Origin of the sequence: Gramella sp. Hel_I_59, assembly GCF_006714895.1 — a bacterium.
Lineage (GTDB): Bacteria > Bacteroidota > Bacteroidia > Flavobacteriales > Flavobacteriaceae > Christiangramia.
In genome coordinates this window covers 207,596-225,850 of the sequence record NZ_VFME01000001.1, presented here as the reverse complement: position 1 = coordinate 225,850, position 18,255 = coordinate 207,596, and the positions used below count along the sequence as shown (strand labels likewise).

The window sequence follows — 18,255 nt, the reverse complement described above, 5'->3', positions numbered from 1 at the left end:
TTTTCCGAATATCATGTACTTAATTGATAAAGAAAGCAATAGAATTACCAAGCTTAAACAAAAAACATTTTCAGAGTTAAAGTTTCGAGAAAGAGATCATCTACAAGAATGGATTGCTAATGACCCTTCCTCGCTTGGTGAAGAATTATTAATTATTCAAAAGGAATTTTGTGGTTTCAAAGAGACTAATGAAAGATTAGATCTACTTGCACTAGATAAACTAGGAAACGTTGTTGTAATAGAAAACAAATTAGATGATTCTGGTAAAGATGTAACCTGGCAAGCCATTAAATATGCTTCTTATTGCGCCAGCCTTACAAAACAGGATATTATTAAGGTGTATCAGGATTATTTAGGTACTTCTGCCATAGCTCAAGATAAACTTAGCGATTTTTTTGAGGGAAGAGATATTAGCGAAATCGTATTAAATCAAGGGTTGAATTCCCAAAGGCTAATTCTAGTTGCTGCTAAGTTTAGAAAAGAAGTAACTTCTTCAGTTCTTTGGTTATTAAATTTTAAGATTCGACTTCAATGTTTTAAGGTTACACCCTTTGCATATGATGATCAGCTTTTTTTAAATCTAGAGCAGATATTGCCTACTAAGGAAACTGAAGATTTTGCGATTAGTATTTCTACAAAGGCACAGGAAGAAATTGAGGTTCAGGAAACCTTAAAAAACCGACATCATGTACGATTAAAATTCTGGGAGAATTTCATTAATTACAGCAATTTACAAAACAATTTATTTTCTAATAACAACCCCACCAAAGAAAGCTGGATTGCCAAAGGTATTGGCATGAGTGGTGTTAGCTTGAACCTAGTTGTTACTAGTAATTATTGTAGAAGCGAAATAACCTTGAACCGGGGAAATAAGGAAGAAAACAAGAAATTATTCGATTTTATTTATACTATGAAAGATAAAATTGAAGAAGAATTTGGTGCTGAATTATCTTGGGAGCGAATGGATGAAAATGTTACGTGTAGAATTAAATATCAATATGACGGGCTAAGTTATTTTGAAGAAAGTGATTGGCCAACCATGAACGAGTTTTTAGTAGACGTTTCCGTTAGAATGGAAAATGCTTTTAAAGAGCCTATCCAGAAATTAAATGTTTACGCTAAAAGAAATCAAAATCTTTAAAAAAAGATAAAAACAATATGCCAACACTCAATTGGATAGGTAAAGAAAAGGTAGTGAACCACCACCAGGATGTACCTTTTAGAATTCTGGAACACAAATACGGCTATACTGAAAAAGGAGAGCAAACAAAGGAGTCCAATAGCGGGAATAAAATTATTCAAGGGGATAATTTGGAAGCTCTAAAAAGTTTATTGCCCGAATATGAAGGTAAGGTTGATTGTATCTACATTGACCCTCCTTATAATACAGGTAATGAGTTGTGGGTTTACAATGATAATGTAAAGCATCCTAAAATACAAAAATGGTTAGGTGAAGTAGTTGGTAAAGAAGATGAAGATTTCACCCGTCAGGATAAATGGTTATGTATGCTTTACCCACGTCTTAAATTATTAAGTAAACTATTATCTAGCACAGGTTCAATTTGGATTTCTATAGATGATAATTCTGGTCATCATTTGAAACTTGTCTTAGACGAAATTTTTGGTAAGAAAAATTTTATTGCTTGTAATGTTTGGCAAAAGCGATATTCTAGAGAAAACAGAGGTTCTATAGGAGATGCTCACGAGTATATCTTTGTTTATTCAAAAAACCCCGATTATTTTAAGGCGAATAGAAATAGACTTCCCTTAACTGAAAAACAAGCGAAAATCTATAGAAATCCAACGAATGACCCTAGAGGAAGATGGAGAACGATTCCAATGACAGCACAAGGATTTAGACCAAATCAGATGTATGAAATAGAAGGGCCAGATGGCTCAATACATGTTCCTCCTGAAGGAAGGTGTTGGAGCACTCTCGAAGAAAATTTTCTTCAATTAAAAAAGGAGGGTAAAATTTATTTTGGTAAAAAAGGTGATGCTCAGCCAAGTGTTATAAGATATTTATCTGAAGTACCTGGAATAGTTCCTTGGACTTGGTGGCCAAGTGATGAAGTTGGTCACACAGACGAGTCTCGAAAAGAAATAAGAGCTTTTTTTGGCACTCAAACAGCTTTTGAAACACCCAAACCAACTCGGCTAATAGAAAGAATAATAGGTATTGCAACGCAAAAAAACGATATTATTCTTGATTCATTCGCCGGCTCTGCAACTACTGCTAATGCTGTTTTAAACCTGAACAAAAAAGATAGTGGTAACAGAAAATTTATACTTGTTGAAATGGAAGATTATGCAGATAGTATTACTTCCGAACGAGTAAAAAAAGTCATTAAAGGTTACGGCAAAGTTAAAAATGAGGTAGAAGGAACTGGTGGTTCCTTTGATTTTTATGAATTAGGAAAACCTATTTTCAAAAAGGACCATAACTTAAATGAGGATGTAGCAGAAGAAAAAATTAGGAATTATATCTTTTATTCGGAGACTAAACAGCATTTAGAAAGAGAACGTAGCGAAGAAGCCAAATATTTACTGGATAATTACCAGGATACCGGTTATTATTTTTATTACGAGAAAGAACGGCTTACTACCTTAGATCTGGACTCGCTCAATATCGTGGCAGAAAAGCAAGAGCAATATATTATTTATGCAGACACCTGTTTGCTAGATCCAGACTATATGCTCAACAAGAACATCATATTTAAAAAGATCCCTAGAGATATTAAACGTTTCTAAGCATGGAATTAAAGAAATACCAACAGGAAGTAATTAATGACTTGATTCTTTACTTAGAAGAAGTTGATAAAACCAATCATATAAGCAAAGCTTTTTCTAACCTATGGGAAAACAAAGGTTTTGCAATACATAATTTAGAAAATGATTATCTACAGCCCTATGATAATTCTATCACAGGAGTACCACGGGTTACTGTAAAAGTGCCCACAGCCGGAGGTAAAACTTTTATTGCATGTAATGCGTTAAAGCCTATTTTTAATCATTTCCCGGCAGAAAAACCTAAAGTAGTAGTTTGGTTTGTACCGTCTGACACCATCCTAAAGCAGACTTACAAAAACTTAAAAAATCCTTCGCATCCATATCGTCAAAAGATAGATTCACATTTTGGTAGCACAGTAGAAGTTTATGATAAAGAAGCCTTGTTATTTGGTCAAGGCTTTAATCCTACCGAAGTAAAGGAACAACTGAGTATTTTGGTGCTGAGTGTACAATCTTTTGTAGAAACGGTACGGAAAGGAAAACCGAGAGCGTACCGAGAGAATGAAAACCTTGCAGAGTTTGTTAATCATTTTCGAGATCTTAAAGCAAACCTTCAGGATGTAGATGATACAGCTTTGATTCAGGTAATCGCTTATTTAAACCCGGTAATCATTATAGATGAAAGCCACAATTTTGAAGCAGATCTACGAATTGATATGCTTAAAAATATCAATCCTAGTTTCGTTTTTGACCTTACGGCCACACCAAGAAATAAGAGTAATATCATAAGTTTTGTTGATGCTCACAAGCTGAAAAAAAACAATATGGTAAAACTGCCAGTTATTGTTTACAATCATCAGGACACAGATGAAGTTATTAATAGTGCTATCCAGATGCAAAAAACCCTGGAAGCTAAAGCAAAAAAACAAGAGCAGGAAGGTGGAAAATATATTAGGCCAATTGTCTTATTTCAGGCACAGCCTAAAGCTGCAAATGATAACATCACTTTTGAGAAAATAAAGGAGAATCTAATTGATATAGGTATCCCAGAAGCTCATATTCGTATCAAAACCGCAAATATAGACGAAATTAAAAATGAAGAATTGCTAAGTCGGGATTGTGAAGTACGATATATCATTACAGTGAACGCCTTGAAAGAAGGATGGGATTGCCCTTTTGCTTATATCCTCGCATCTCTGGCGAATAAATCTTCCTCTATTGACGTAGAGCAGATTCTGGGTAGAGTTTTACGTTTGCCTTACGTTTCCGCTCATAAAGATGAATTGCTTAATTATTCCTATGTATTCACTTCGTCCAATGACTTTATGAATACACTCGATAAAATTGTTGCAGGATTAAATAAATCTGGTTTTAGCGCAAAAGATTATCGTGTAAAAGATGCACAAATAAACGATCAAAAAATTGACGATGACAAGAAGCCATTATTAGGAGGTCTGTTTGGAGAAGGTAAGGATAATGATGACTCCAATTCTGACGAGCCAAAGACTGAGCTGAAAATTAATCCTGAAAAAGTTAAGTCTATTGAAGATACGCCTGAGAGTAAACAACGTTTAGAAGATATACTTAGTGTGACCAGGGAAACTGGAGCAGCATATGAAAAGGAAGTTGAAGAATTCGAACAAGACGACACACAAACTCCAACAGAATTGAAAGACGTAGTAAAAACATTTCCAATCAAAGAAGCCTTCAAAGAGCAGGCAAAAGAAGTGGCCATTCCAACTTTCCACATAAAAACAACACCTAACCTTTTGCAAGTAGAGCAATTAGAACCTTTAACAAAAGGATTATTACTAAAAGGTTTTGATCTTAACGAAGAAGATACCAAGATTGACTTAACGAGAACAGCCTCTAAAATGGCTGCAATTGATCTAGTTGAAGGTAGGGAGAATGAATTTACCCCAGAATTTAAGCACGTTGAGAATCACGTAAGAGAGCAATTCTCTAATTATATTGCTACACTTACACCTGATGGGCAGATAAATCAACTGTCAAAACAAATAGCTGCCACAATCAAAAAAATAGATACTATTTCTCAGCCACAGCTAGAGAGTTACATACATAAGATACTAAGTCCGCTATCTACAGAAAAAATAGCGGAAATACGTCAACACATTGTTCACTATAGTTCGGTAATTAAGGGTAAAATCAATGCACTTGCAGAGGATTATGCCGAAGATCAATTCGAAAAGCTATTGGATAAAGGAACGGTAGTTTGCGAACCATATTTCAACTTTAGGAATCGTATTCAGCCAAAGAACACCCAAAAAGGAATAACCAAAAATCTTTATGTAGAAGAAGGAGAAATGAATTCTTTTGAAAGGGAGGTGATAAATGAAGTTGCGAACCTTGATAGTGTTTTATACTGGCACCGAAATTTAGAACGTGGAAAAGGTTTATTGCTAAATGGTTTTATCAATCATTATCCAGATTTTATAGTAAAAATGAAAGATGGCAAAACGGTCCTCATTGAAACCAAAGGAGATCATTTAGATGGTTCAGATAGTAAGCAGAAGATAAGATTAGGGAGTTATTGGGCTAGTAAAGCCGGAAATGATTACCGTTATTTTATGGTATTTAAATCTGATAAATTAGATGGAGCCAGAACTGTTGGAGAATTGTTGGATATTTTAAAAGAGATGAAATAGGTTGAAACTAAAAATTGCTAAATTGAAAGGGTTTTAAAAATTGGAATATACTATTACTTCAAAGTTATTTTGTAGAGCAAATCGGTAGAACTAAAATGCTAAAGAGATTATGAAGTATTGAGAAAGCTTTAAATTTATGCATCAAAAACGTTATTATATATATTGTGATGAATCCGTAAAAAAAGGTGCGTTCTATTCCAATTTTTACGGGGGAGCATTATTACAAAGTACAGACTATGAATTGATCAAAGATGTTCTTGAAGATAAAAGAGATCACGAACTTCAAACGTCTGAATTGAAATGGCAAAAGATCAACCATTTTAATTATAAATCATATATCCAGGCGATGGATACTTTCATGGATTTTGTACAGGCTGGGAAAATTAAAGTTCGAATAATGTTTACTGATAACCGATTTACGAAACCTGATTTATCGAAAGAACAAGTAGATAATGAATATCTACTATTGTATTATCAGTTTTTAAAACACTGCTTTGGATTGCGTTTTCTGCCACCACACCAGGAAAACCATTTAGAATTATTCTTGGATAATATTCCTGAAAATTCAGAAAGGAAAGCAAAATTCAAAAAATATCTCTATGGAATACAATTACTACCCCAGTTTATTGATGCCAACATAAAATTAAACGAAAGAGATATTAATGAAGTAGATTCCAAAAAGCATATCATAATGCAATACTTAGATGTTGTGCTAGGCGCAATGGCTTATCGATTAAATAAATTAAATGACAACAAAAATCCTGAAACAGGTAAAAGAGGCAAGAGAACGCTTGCAAAGAATAAGGTCTATAAGCATATTAACACAAGGATAAGGGGTGTTTATCCAAATTTTAATATTGGAATAACTACAGGGACGCAAGAATATTTTGATAACCTATGGCGTATGCCATATAGGCATTGGAGATTTCAGGCGAAAGGGAGTGTACCTAAATAGAAAAAAGCCCCGAAGCATATCTACAAAACTCTCACGCTAACGCGTGAGCCTTCAATATGCCAAAAGGCTTTAAGCAAAATTAATCAATTTTGTTGGAAATATAGATCAAAATTCCAAAATATTACTTATTAATTCGTCAATGATCAACCTTTTTCATTATTTAAACCGCACATTTACAGAATATTGAAAATAATCTAACATTTTATTGTAATAATAATTCATTAGCATCATCAAGTACTGAAGTGTCCAATTCCTTTAAATAAGCCTTTGTAGTTTTAATATCTTGATGTCCCATGGATTCACTAATAATATCGGTAGCTGCCCCACTATTTTTCATGCAGTTTGCATAACTATGTCTAGCTACGTAACTGGTAATTGGTTTCTTTATTTGAGTCATAGCGGCCAACTCCCTTAGATCTTTATTATATTTTTTTAAAACTTTTCTTTTTCGGTTAACTATTTGATTGGGTTTTAAGTTCGGTTTTAGTAAAATGGGAAATACATAGTGTGGATTACTCTGGTAATAGTTTAAGATTTCTTGTGCAGGAGGAAGAATTTTAATTGTGAAATTACCTTTGGTCTTAGATCGTTGATAATAAATCCTACCGGAATGAATATCTGTCCATTTTAATTTCATCATATCGGCAAAATTCATCCCCCTGGTATAAAAACTGAAAATAAAATAATTCCTACTATTTATAAGATTTGTATAATCGCCAAGGTCTAAATTCTGGATAGCTTGAACTTCTTCTAAGTTTAAAGCCTTTTTAACTCCTCGGCTTTTGAGCTTCGAAACTTTGTAATGTTTGAATGGATAAGTTTTGTCAGTAATTAAGTTTCTTTTAATCGCCCGGTTAATAATTGCCCTTAAAGCGCGCATCTTGACACCAATTCCACCGTCATTCCCACCTCTTGACCTGAGATAAACTTCATACTTCTCCAAGAATTCTACTGTGATATCTCCAAAGTCTAGGTTAGTTTTCTTTGCAAACTTTAATATCGAACTTTTAGTTTCTTCATTTACATCAGCATTTCCAATTTTTTCAGCTGAGTGCATTTCGTCAATGATTTCATCCCAAAAACTTATTAGACTATTGCTGAAAGGATTTGTCTGTACTCGAAACTTTCTTTCAAACTGTTCCAGAGAATAGTACTCCTCGCTCATTTCTAGATCTGAAATGTTCTCCAGAGCTCGATCTTCTATTTTACCTAATAATCTATTGGCCTTTAAAAATTGAGTATAACGCTTATTAAACCTTCCTTGGTTAGAATCCCACTCACTCAATAAAGCTTCAAAGGGAGTTTTAAAGAATTTCGATTTACGATCTTTGGTTACTCTTAAGGCAATAGGATACTTCCCATTTTTCAACTTTGTTTTTCGCAATACTGTTTTTAGTGAAGCCATAATTAATATATTAGTACAACATCTGTACAACAAATTTGTCATTAAAGCTACGTCATAAGAAGATAAAAGAAAAATGAAACTATGTAAATACTTGTATATAAGTGAGATGAAAACAAATGACTTTATATGAAATTAAAAAATACCTGACTCATAATCAGGTGGTCCTTGGTTCGAGCCCAAGTGGGACCACTCAAATACCGAAGCCTTGCAGAGATGCAGGGCTTTTTTATTCGGGCTATTTAAATGTAGTAACAACATGTCTTTTATAGAGCATGCTCATTTACTCTAATTTGGAAACCAGGTGTATAATCCCCAGATAGAAAAGCAGAACTTAAATTGGGATCTTCTCTTATTAATGAGTTAAAGTGTAGAAACTTCATTGAGCAACTACCCTGAAATCTCATCTAAATTACATTACTATAACAATAACACAAATCCCCTTAAAAGAATCTCAGGGTTTACATAGGATGAACCGGTAAAAAGAACGGAATATTGAATACAAAAATTAATACATCCAGTATTCATAAAGAAGAGTCAGGGATTTCAACCTTATAATTTCTTAGATGCTTTAAACATTGCTAAATAGGGATCATTGCATTTTTAGTGGATTCCCGGTGAATGATTTCTGCTTTCAATATAAATTCGATAGATTCTAAAGGCAACTTATCTTCCAGTCTATCTATAAGTGTTTGAACTGCGATTTCTCCCTGCTCTTTTGCCTTTTGATCAACTGTAGTTAGGGAAGGCATAAAGTTTTCACCCATTTTACCATTCGTAAAACCTATAATTGAAATATCTTTTGGAATTTTGTAGCCGCAAGTTAGAACATTTCTTGCAGTTTGGACGGTAGTAAGTTCATCTGAAGTCAGGATGCCATCGATCGAGTTCTCCTCCAGAATTGATTTAAATTTTTCTCCTTCATCCTTACTGAAATCAATTTCGATGATACGAGCAGTTGCTGAAGAGTTTTCCATAGCTTTTTTATAACCTTGTTTCCTCTCCTCATTCACACTGGTTGTTGCCATACCTGAAAAGTAAACTACATTACGGCATCCGGACTTTATAAGTTCCATGGTAGCGAGTTCTGCTTCAAGGCAATCATTTATTGAAATTTTATCTGCTTCAATTTCTTTTATTAACCGGTCAAACATTACTATTGGGATACCATAATTCTTTGGAGCCTGCAGATGTTTTATATTCAAGCTAGCTTGAGTTTCTTTGCTAGGAGATAGGAGTATACCATCCACCTGGGATTTAATAAGCATATCTATAGCTAGTTTCTCTTTTTCAAGGGATTCTTTAGAAATACATATAATAATCCTGTAACCAAGTTCTGATGCCTTCTCTTCAATACCATCAAGGACCATAGAGAAAAAATTAGATAGAATCGCCGGTACGATTACTCCCAAAGTTTTTGTTCGCTTGTATTTTAAACCTTGCGCGAAGCTATTAGGATAATATTGAAGTAGATCTGCGAGCTCTCTTACTTTTTTCTTGGTTTTCGCACTAATTTCCGGACTGTCATTAAGCGCTTTGGATACAGTGCTCGGCGAAATCCCCAGTTCGCGCGCAAGATCCTTCAAAGTCATATGTTGTTTCATCTTCATAGCATTATTAGACTATTGCAATTTTAATGTTATCGATTACATTTTACTTGAAACTTCCGGAATAAATTAATTTTAGATATATAAATATTGGTAATTCCTGAAAAATAAGGCTAATTAACAATGAAATTCTATAAATAAACTTACTCAAAACTGGAAATTACTAAAATATTATTCGAAAAATTTTGTATTTCGTAATTAATAAATATATTTACGTAATCGATTGCATTGTTAAAATATTAAGAGTTTCCTTTAAAATTAGGCTTTATTAATCCAAATTCTACTTTTTGAATAATTCTAATAGTCATATTTTAACATTTTAAGTAAGCAATTAGTATAGAGAACAACCTAATGTCTCTATTAAATTTAAATGGAGACACGAACTAATTAATTTAACTAGCTAATTTTATGAAACAGGTTTTTACTAAAACGTTTTCGCTTTTTCTGGCTACTCAGGGGAATCGGATGAAGTACAAGCTGCGTGCACTAATTGTCGCATGTATCCTGCTTAGTACGAATGTGATTTTCGCTCAGAGTACAGAAATTACCGGTACTGTACTGGCTGCAGATACTAACGGTCCGTTGCCGGGTGTTACCGTATCAGAAAAAGGGACTTCCAACGGTGTGGTAACCGATTTTGACGGAAATTATTCCTTGACTGTATCCGGCGATGATGCAGTTATATCATTCTCTTTTGTAGGTTATACTAGTCAGGACATTCCTGTGAACGGTCAAACTACTATTGATCTCACTATGGAAGTGGATATGAATCAATTAGGGGAGGTTATGATTGTTGATTATGGATATGGACAAGTCAAAAAAGAAGATATGACCGGTGCCGTAGCATCAATTGGAAGTAAGGAACTTTCTAAAATTCCTGTGGCATCTGCAGCTGAAGCTCTTGCAGGTAGATTACCTGGTGTAAATATTCAAACAGCAGATGGTCAGCCTGGAGCTGAAATATCTGTTAGAGTGCGTGGTGGTGGGTCTATTACTCAGGATAACTCTCCTTTATATGTAGTCGATGGATTTATTGTTGGAGGAATTTCAGATATCCCACCAAATGATATTGAAAGTATTAACGTATTGAAGGATGCTGCTGCAACTGCTATTTATGGTGCTCAGGCTGCCAACGGAGTTGTAGTTGTTACAACCAAGAATGCTGAAGCGGGAAGAGTTTCTATAGATTACAATAACTTTTTTCAGTTTAATAATCTGCCATCAGACAGGAAATATGAAGTATTGTCTCCATATGAGTATGCGCTAGCAAATTACGAGTATGCCAGGCTAAGGTCTGACGCTGATGTTCGTAATTACGAACGGTATTTTGGAGTTTATGATGATATAGATCTTTACCGAAATATGGAGGGAACAGACTGGCAAGAAGAACTCTTTGGAGATCCTAAACTTTCTCAATTTCATAACCTTACTGTAAGCGGTGGTACTGAAATGACTAAAATGAGATTGAGTTTAAGTAATAACCAGGACGAAGGTCTACTTTTAGGTTCTGCATACGAAAGAACTGCCATTAACTTCAAGTTGAATCAGACTCTAGTTGAAGATAAATTAGATTTAAATATTTCTGCGAGAATCACTAATACTGTAACAGATGGTGCAGGAACTTCCGGAAATGCCCAAATAGGAATAAAAGAAGCCGTGCAAACAAGACCGGTGAATGGTCTGGCAGATGCTTTGCAAGTTGATTTAAATTCCGCAGATGCAGATAACGATTTTCAACAGTTCTTATTAAGCCTTATTAGCCCTATTGAATTAGCCAAGCAGGATTGGAGACAACGTACGGAAGATGACTATGTTTTAAATGCGGCTATTAACTGGAACATTCTAGACAACTTAAATTTTAGAACAACCTATACCACATCTAAAGATTTTAGAGAAGACCTAAGATTTTACGGCCCGTTAACTGGAGAATCTTTTAACAACGGTGGAAGTTTACCACTGGGGCAAAGAGATGAAAGAACTTCATTTTCATACCGATGGTTAAATACTTTAAACTACAAGTATAACGCGCTGGATGATCATTCCTTTGATCTTCTTTTAGGTCATGAAATTTATTCAAGCGGTGGTGATAGAAATTTTGTAAGATCTGAAGATTTCAGATTATCGATCACTCCGGAAGAATTGTTTGCGAATATGGCATTTGGTAGAGTAGACCGTATAGATACTCAGGAATTCACCGAAAGTAACAGGTTGTCTTTCTTCGGAAGGCTTGATTACCAATTTATGGGGAAATATCTCGCAACTGCGACAGTTAGAGCAGATCAATCCAGTAGATTTTCTGAAGAGAATAGATTAGGCTTTTTTCCGGCTTTTGCACTTGCATGGCAGATGGATGAAGAACCGTGGTTAGAAGATTCAGATGTAGTTACAGGAATGAAAGTTAGATTGAGTTATGGTATGACTGGTAACGATCGTATAGACGCTACTGCAACACAGTTCTTATTTAGTGCGACCACAAACAGAGGGCCTGGATTTGGGAATGTAGATAACGTATACTATACACCAAGTAGTAATGTATTATACAATCCTGATCTGGTTTGGGAAACTACAACAACAAGAAACGCCGGGGTAGATTTTGGACTTTTCAATGACAGAGTAAACGGAAGTTTTGATGTTTATTATAATACCACAAACGATCTTCTTTTGAGATCTGCGATTCCTAATAACACTGGTTTCGAAACTCAGTGGGATAACGTTGGTAGTACTTCAAACAAAGGTCTGGAACTTGGATTGAATGCTTACATTATAGATAACGAAGATTTTACCTTCTCTACGAGTTTTAACTTTGGTTTAAATGATGCTAGAATTGAAGAACTTGATGGTACAGATGAGCGATTCTTTCGTTCCAACTGGGCTAGTACAGATTTAAATAACATTAATGATTACTACCTTCAGGTTGGTGGTACCATTGGAGATATCTACGGGTATGTAACCGATGGTTATTATTCTGAAGACGATTTCGCTTCTTATGATGAAACTGCTCAGGAATATATCTTGAACGAAGGAGTACCTTCTTCCGGAGCAGTAGTTGGAAATACAGACATTCGACCTGGATTTTTAAAACTGAAGGATTTAAATGGCGACGGACAGATTAATGCAGATGACCGCCAGGTGATTGGAAATGCTCTTCCAGATTTTCAGGGTGGACTTGGATTCAACGCAAGATGGAAAAACTTTGATGCTTCGATCTTCTTCAATTATCAATATGGGAATGATGTTTATAACACTGGTAAAATTCAATTTAACCAGTTCCGAAGAGTGACGTATGGTAACCTTCTTCAGACAATGAGTACAGATAACAGGTATACTTATATCGATACTGATGGAAGCATCACAGGAACAGCTGGAGGTGTAGTGACAGATCTTGATCAATTGGCAGAACTTAATGAAGGGAAAAACATCTGGTCACATGCCAGTCATGGACAGGCTGGAGCGGTAGTTCACTCCTGGGCAATCGAGGATGGATCATTTGTAAGACTGAATAACTTAACAATTGGTTATAACCTTCCAAAAGATTTAATTTCAAAAGTAGGTCTGGATAGATTCAGAGTATATGCTGCTGGTAGAAATTTGCATATTTGGACAAACTATTCAGGATATGATCCAGAGGTAAGTACTTCAGGTGATGTACTAACTCCTGGTGTAGATTACTCTTCTTTTCCAAGAAGTAGATCATATACTTTAGGTTTAAACTTAACTTTTTAAAAAATTGATGATGAAAAATAAAATTTTAGTTCTAATTCTTATTTCGTTCGCGACTATATCGTGCGAAAAAGATTTTTTGGAGCCTACTTCATTATCCACCTTTGATAATGAGTATATCTACTCCAATGTGGATGATGCAAGGAACGGCGTAAATGCGATCTACTCAGGTTTCAATCAGGATGCCTTCCGTTCCAGACTATCAAACAACATGACTGGTAATACCGATATTGAACACCAGTCTGGATGGGCAAGCGAATCAGACCGTTACCAGATTTGGGATTTGGATGCACTTCCAAGCAACCGTGATCTTGATATCGTATGGACAACCGCCTACAGAGCAATTCGTGATGCGAATATCGCTATAGAAGGGATTCAAGCCAGCGGTAATCTGGAATCTACAGATGCAACTGTTGGTACCACCTTCAACCATTTATTGGGTGAGGCTTATACTCTTAGAGCATATTGGTATAGTATTCTGGCATACTATTGGGGAGATGTTCCTTATGTAGTTGCCGCTCCCCGCGCTGGAGAAGAATTCAACCTTCCTAAGACTGACCGTAATGAAATTCTTGCCGGTGAGATCCAGAACTTGATTGACGTAGAGGCAAACATGCAATGGGCAGACCAGCTTCCATTTGGAATTGAACAAGTAAGTAGAGAATATACTCTGGGAATGATCGCCAGAATTTCATTACAACGTGGCGGATATTTCTTAAAACCTGATCTAACGATGGATAGAATGGGTGATTATCTTGATTACTACCAGATTGCAAAGCAATATTCTCAAAAGCTAATAGAGTTAAAGGATAGACCATTGCCTGGGGATTACAGACAGGTTTTTCTGAATCAGTCTAAATTTATATCACCGGTAAACAGCGAAGTTCTTTTTGAAGTTCCATTTTCACTAAATAGTGGTGATGTGGGCTGGAATATTGGTATAACTGTAGAAGGAGGTCCAACCGCAGCACATGATTATGGTTCTGGTAACAACTATATGGAGATTCCTCCTACTTACTACTTCTCTTTTGATACGCTGGATGTTCGTAGAGATGTAACTGTAGCTTTCTATCAAATAAATACCGCTTTTGAAGAGGAATTTGTGGAAGGACCAACTAATCTCGCTCAGGGTAAGTGGAGTAGACATTTCCTTGAAAATCCTCCGGGATCATCCTCAGCAAAAAGTACAGGGATCAACTGGCCTATGATGAGATATGCCGATGTGATCTTAATGCTTGCTGAAGCTGAAAACGAAATCAACGGTCCTACAGCTTTAGCTCAGGATGCACTTGCAAGAGTTCGTAAAAGAGCATTTAACGAAGAAGACTGGAACGAAAAAGTTGATCAGTATGTAGGAGAAGTTTCAACTTCCAAACAAGCTTTCTTTGAAGCGATTGTTGATGAGCGCGCTTGGGAATTTGGAGGAGAAATGATACGTAAATATGAGTTGATTAGATGGGGAATCTATGCAGATAAGGTTGAAAATACTGTAGAAGAATTAAAACGTTTGGCAGATGCTGCTTATAACGGTACAACAGATCTTCCAATCTATATGTACTGGAAGAGAGATGAAACCGGTCGCTTTACTATCTTGAATCCTAACCGTAAAGTTGTTGCTCCACCAGATGATTCCTGGAACCAGGTACCATTTTTATTGAGTCTAAGAAATGAGGAGACAATCTATGATGAATGGATTACAAAAGACTGGGCAAACTATTATAATGGTCCTAATCCGGGAGTTGCTAGATACATATTCCCAATTCCAACAATAGCTATTGAAAACAGTCGCGGTACGTTACAAAATAACGGTTACGGCTTCTAAAAATAAAATCGAAATTATGAAAAGTCATATTAAAACATTTTTCTTCATCCTGGTTGGAATACTTATGTTCAGTGCCTGTGAAAAGGATGATGAATCATTTAGCAGAAACAGGCTGTTTCGGCCGGTTTTGAATGAAGATCTATTTGCTGAAAGAAATACGATCATCGTAAACCTGGGTAAACTTAAGGAAGCTGAATCTTACACTATTGAAGTTAGTCGTGATACCTTTGCATCCATAGAATACACGATCCAAACCGATACGAATTATGTAGTGATCGATAAAGATCTGGTTGGTGAAGAACTTTTCTGGAATACACTTTATCAGGTAAGAGCCACTGCACAGGCAGATGATCCTGAATTTGACAGTAGAGTAGCAGATCTTGGAAATGTAAGAACACAAAGGTTTCCTACCATTTTGGAAATCCCGAAATCATTTGATGTTATAGATACTGCAGCAAGGGTGACCTGGACGGCAGCCGGTGCAGAAGTGACTGGGATCAGGGTTTTTACTGAAAATGACCTTCAACTAAGTAACCCTATATTTCCTGAAAGACCAGTGACCGATGCTGAACGGGAAGCAACAGAAGCTATTGTGACCGGTCTTGAACCAAACACAACGTATCAGATTGCCATCTACAGTGGTGAAGAGTTAAGAGGTTGGGTGAATTATACAACTTTCGAAAGAGATGTAGATCTAACAGACCCTAACGTGATCGATATTAGAGGAGAAGAAGATAGCCTCGCTGTATCTAATGCGGTAGCTAATGCTCCAGATGGTTCCATCATTCTTGTAAAACGAGGAAGAGGTTATGCCTTTCCTGAAGCTAATCTGAATAAATCTATCACCATTAGAGCGGCTTATGGCTTCGGTGAGCAAAAAGCAACATTATATACCACTGGAAACTGGGATATAGACGATGGATCTAATATAGATCATATCCGATTTATAGGTTTGGAATTACGAGGTGAAGATTACACGGGTGACTATGTATTCAACCCCAACCGGAATGATGTAAATATTGGTGAAGTAAGCTTTGAGGATTGTAGAATTACAAACTTCCGAGGGATCATGAGAATTAGAACTACGGTACAGCTGGATCTTTTCAGAATCAATAATTCAGTGGTAGATACTATTGGGAACTATGGAATTATTACAACAGACACAAATCCTGCAGATGCAGGAGCGCCAGCAACGGCCTCAGTTCAGAGAATTGAATTACTGAATAGTACATTCAATTATATAGATACCGGTATCCAATCACGAAATAATACACAATCCATTACTATAGAGAACTGTACGTTTGCCAATTTCATAAATACAGGCGGGATGTTCTTTAGATATCGTGGAGGTGATGGAAACGATAATGTGACCAATGGTATAGCGATCAGGAATTCGATCTTTGGTCATTCCTGGGATATGTCTGGCGAAGATAACTACGGCATACGTGGGATTGGGCAGGGTCTAGGTAGTACTTCATGGGATATTGTGAATATATACAGTACAGCGAATTTCTCCTTTGCTGCAGGTTCAGAGATTCCAGGTTTCCCGATTGCAAATTACAATGGTACTCAGGAAGATCTTTGGGTAAGTCCTGAAAATAACAACTTTAATTTCCAGGATCCTGGATTTTCGGGAAGATTTGATACCGGTGATCCTCGATGGAGAGATAGGTTATAGTTTAAGTTTTTTGTTGAGTTAGTTTAATTGAAGGCGTGGCAAAACCACGCCTTCTTTGATTAAAATTTTTATTATGAAGTTCAATAAATATTTCAGCTATGCATTTTGTTTTCTTGGTGTTTGTTTTGCCAGTTGTTCGGAAGAAGCAATCACTACGGAAGCTGAAGAACAGAGTGAAATACCCGTTCCTACTGAAAGACCTGTGGCTATAGAAGAAGAAGCATTTGCATTTCCAGGAGCTGAAGGTTTTGGCCGTAATGCGACTGGTGGTCGGGGAGGTAAGGTGATATTTGTTACCAACCTGAATGATTCTGGCGAAGGTAGTTTTAGAGCAGCTCTGGAAGCTTCGGGATCTCGTTACGTCTTATTTCAAATTTCAGGAACAATTGAACTTAAGTCTAAACTCGTGATTAGAAATAGCAACATCACTATTGCAGGACAAACAGCGCCAGGTGGTGGTATCACGATCAAGGACTATCCTGTAGTTGTGAATGCCGATAACGTGATTATAAGATTTATGAGATTTAGAATGGGAGATGAAGCCGAACAGCAGGCAGATGCACTGGAAGGTAGATTTCATAAGAATATTATTGTAGATCATTGTTCGTTTAGCTGGTCTACTGATGAAACTGTGACTTTTTACGGTAATGAGAAAACTACGATTCAATGGAGCTTTATCACGGAAAGTCTTCGTACATCAATTCACGAAAAAGGGACGCATGGTTATGGTGGCATCTGGGGAGGAAGAAATGCTTCTTTTCACCATAATTTGTTGGCTAATCACGACAGTCGTAATCCTCGATCAGGAGAAGTTGCCGGTGAGGCCTTTGCACTTACAGATCTTATAGATCTTCGGAATAATGTTATTTACAATTGGAAAGGCAACAGTACTTATGGAGGAGAAGGGATGAATGTCAACATCATAAATTCCTATTATAAACCGGGGCCTGCGACTACCAAAAACACTAGAATTATCGCTATAGATAAAAACACTACGGAAGGCTCCGCTATCTATGATATCTGGGGTAAATTCTATATAGATGGAAACGTAGTGGAAGGGAGTCCCCAGGTTACTGCAAATAACTGGGAATACGGTGTATTTAACCAGTTCCACGATAAATATGGGGAAGTTAGTGATGCTGAAAAAGAAGTAATTAAAATTGAAGAGCCACATAGCATTAACGATAATGTCACCACGCATACTGCAGAAGTCGCCTACGATAAGGTTTTAGATATTGGCGGTGCTTCATTCTCACGTGATATGGTAGATATAAGAATTGTTGAAAATGTCAGGAACACTTCTTATGATTTTGAAGGATCTATGGGTAGTAGTCTGGGATTAATAGATTCTCAGGCAGATGTAGGAGGCTGGCCAGAACTTGAAACTGAGGATGCTCCATTTGACTCTTCGAAAGATGGAATGCCTGATGCATGGAAGAAAGCCCAGCTTCTGGATATACAAAAATTTCAGGCGAATGCACATGATCTAAGTACTGGGTATGAAAATATTGAAGTTTATATAAACAGTCTTGTAGAGAAGATTATTGAGCAGCAGTATTAGTTAGATTTTCTTACCCTAAATCCGCTAAATAGAACAAAACAGTAAATTTTTTTATAGCATTATTGGAGCAGTAATTAAACTTCAATTTTTTACATTAACTATTCTAATTGACAA

At 36.2% G+C, this 18,255-nt stretch carries 10 protein-coding genes; 8 read left to right on the top strand and 2 right to left on the bottom strand.

The features are described 5' to 3' along the window. Window positions 1–13: 13 nt before the first annotated feature. From JM79_RS01050 to JM79_RS01035, 4 genes are all read left to right on the top strand, one after another. Window positions 14–1,141 carry a DUF4268 domain-containing protein gene (locus JM79_RS01050; protein WP_141876388.1) on the top strand — a complete coding sequence of 376 codons (1,128 nt, stop codon included), beginning with the start codon at window positions 14–16 and terminating at the stop codon, window positions 1,139–1,141. Between the two features lie 17 nt (window positions 1,142–1,158). Beyond that, the gene (locus tag JM79_RS01045; protein WP_141876387.1) at window positions 1,159–2,751 is read left to right on the top strand and encodes a site-specific DNA-methyltransferase; all 1,593 of its coding nucleotides are present in this window, start codon (window positions 1,159–1,161) and stop codon (window positions 2,749–2,751) included. 2 nt (window positions 2,752–2,753) lie between these two features. Continuing rightward, window positions 2,754–5,396, top strand: a complete 2,643-nt coding sequence (locus JM79_RS01040; protein ID WP_141876386.1) for a DEAD/DEAH box helicase family protein — start codon at window positions 2,754–2,756, stop codon at window positions 5,394–5,396. A 136-nt stretch (window positions 5,397–5,532) separates the two neighbouring features. After that, complete coding sequence (locus tag JM79_RS01035) at window positions 5,533–6,351, top strand: DUF3800 domain-containing protein (RefSeq protein ID WP_141876385.1); 819 nt, start codon at window positions 5,533–5,535, stop codon at window positions 6,349–6,351. 202 nt (window positions 6,352–6,553) lie between these two features. Here the strand turns inward: JM79_RS01035 and JM79_RS01030 are convergent, their stop codons facing one another. Then, window positions 6,554–7,798 carry a site-specific integrase gene (locus JM79_RS01030; protein ID WP_141876384.1) on the bottom strand — a complete coding sequence of 415 codons (1,245 nt, stop codon included), beginning with the start codon at window positions 7,796–7,798 and terminating at the stop codon, window positions 6,554–6,556. A 536-nt stretch (window positions 7,799–8,334) separates the two neighbouring features. Beyond that, a complete protein-coding gene (locus tag JM79_RS01020; RefSeq protein WP_141876383.1) occupies window positions 8,335–9,363 on the bottom strand; it encodes a LacI family DNA-binding transcriptional regulator in 1,029 nt (342 codons plus the stop codon). Window positions 9,364–9,768: 405 nt separating this feature from the next. Between JM79_RS01020 and JM79_RS01015 the strand changes: the two genes are divergently transcribed. The 4 genes from JM79_RS01015 to JM79_RS01000 all read left to right on the top strand — a co-directional run bounded on the left by JM79_RS01015 (window position 9,769) and on the right by JM79_RS01000 (window position 18,141). Continuing rightward, window positions 9,769–13,083 carry a TonB-dependent receptor gene (locus JM79_RS01015; protein ID WP_260443347.1) on the top strand — a complete coding sequence of 1,105 codons (3,315 nt, stop codon included), beginning with the start codon at window positions 9,769–9,771 and terminating at the stop codon, window positions 13,081–13,083. Window positions 13,084–13,090: 7 nt separating this feature from the next. Further along, a complete protein-coding gene (locus JM79_RS01010; RefSeq protein WP_221625440.1) occupies window positions 13,091–14,902 on the top strand; it encodes a RagB/SusD family nutrient uptake outer membrane protein in 1,812 nt (603 codons plus the stop codon). Between the two features lie 16 nt (window positions 14,903–14,918). After that, window positions 14,919–16,580, top strand: a complete 1,662-nt coding sequence (locus JM79_RS01005) for a DUF5123 domain-containing protein (protein WP_141876381.1) — start codon at window positions 14,919–14,921, stop codon at window positions 16,578–16,580. A 73-nt stretch (window positions 16,581–16,653) separates the two neighbouring features. Beyond that, window positions 16,654–18,141 carry a pectate lyase gene (locus tag JM79_RS01000; protein ID WP_141876380.1) on the top strand — a complete coding sequence of 496 codons (1,488 nt, stop codon included), beginning with the start codon at window positions 16,654–16,656 and terminating at the stop codon, window positions 18,139–18,141. The last annotated feature ends 114 nt before the right edge of the window (window positions 18,142–18,255 follow it).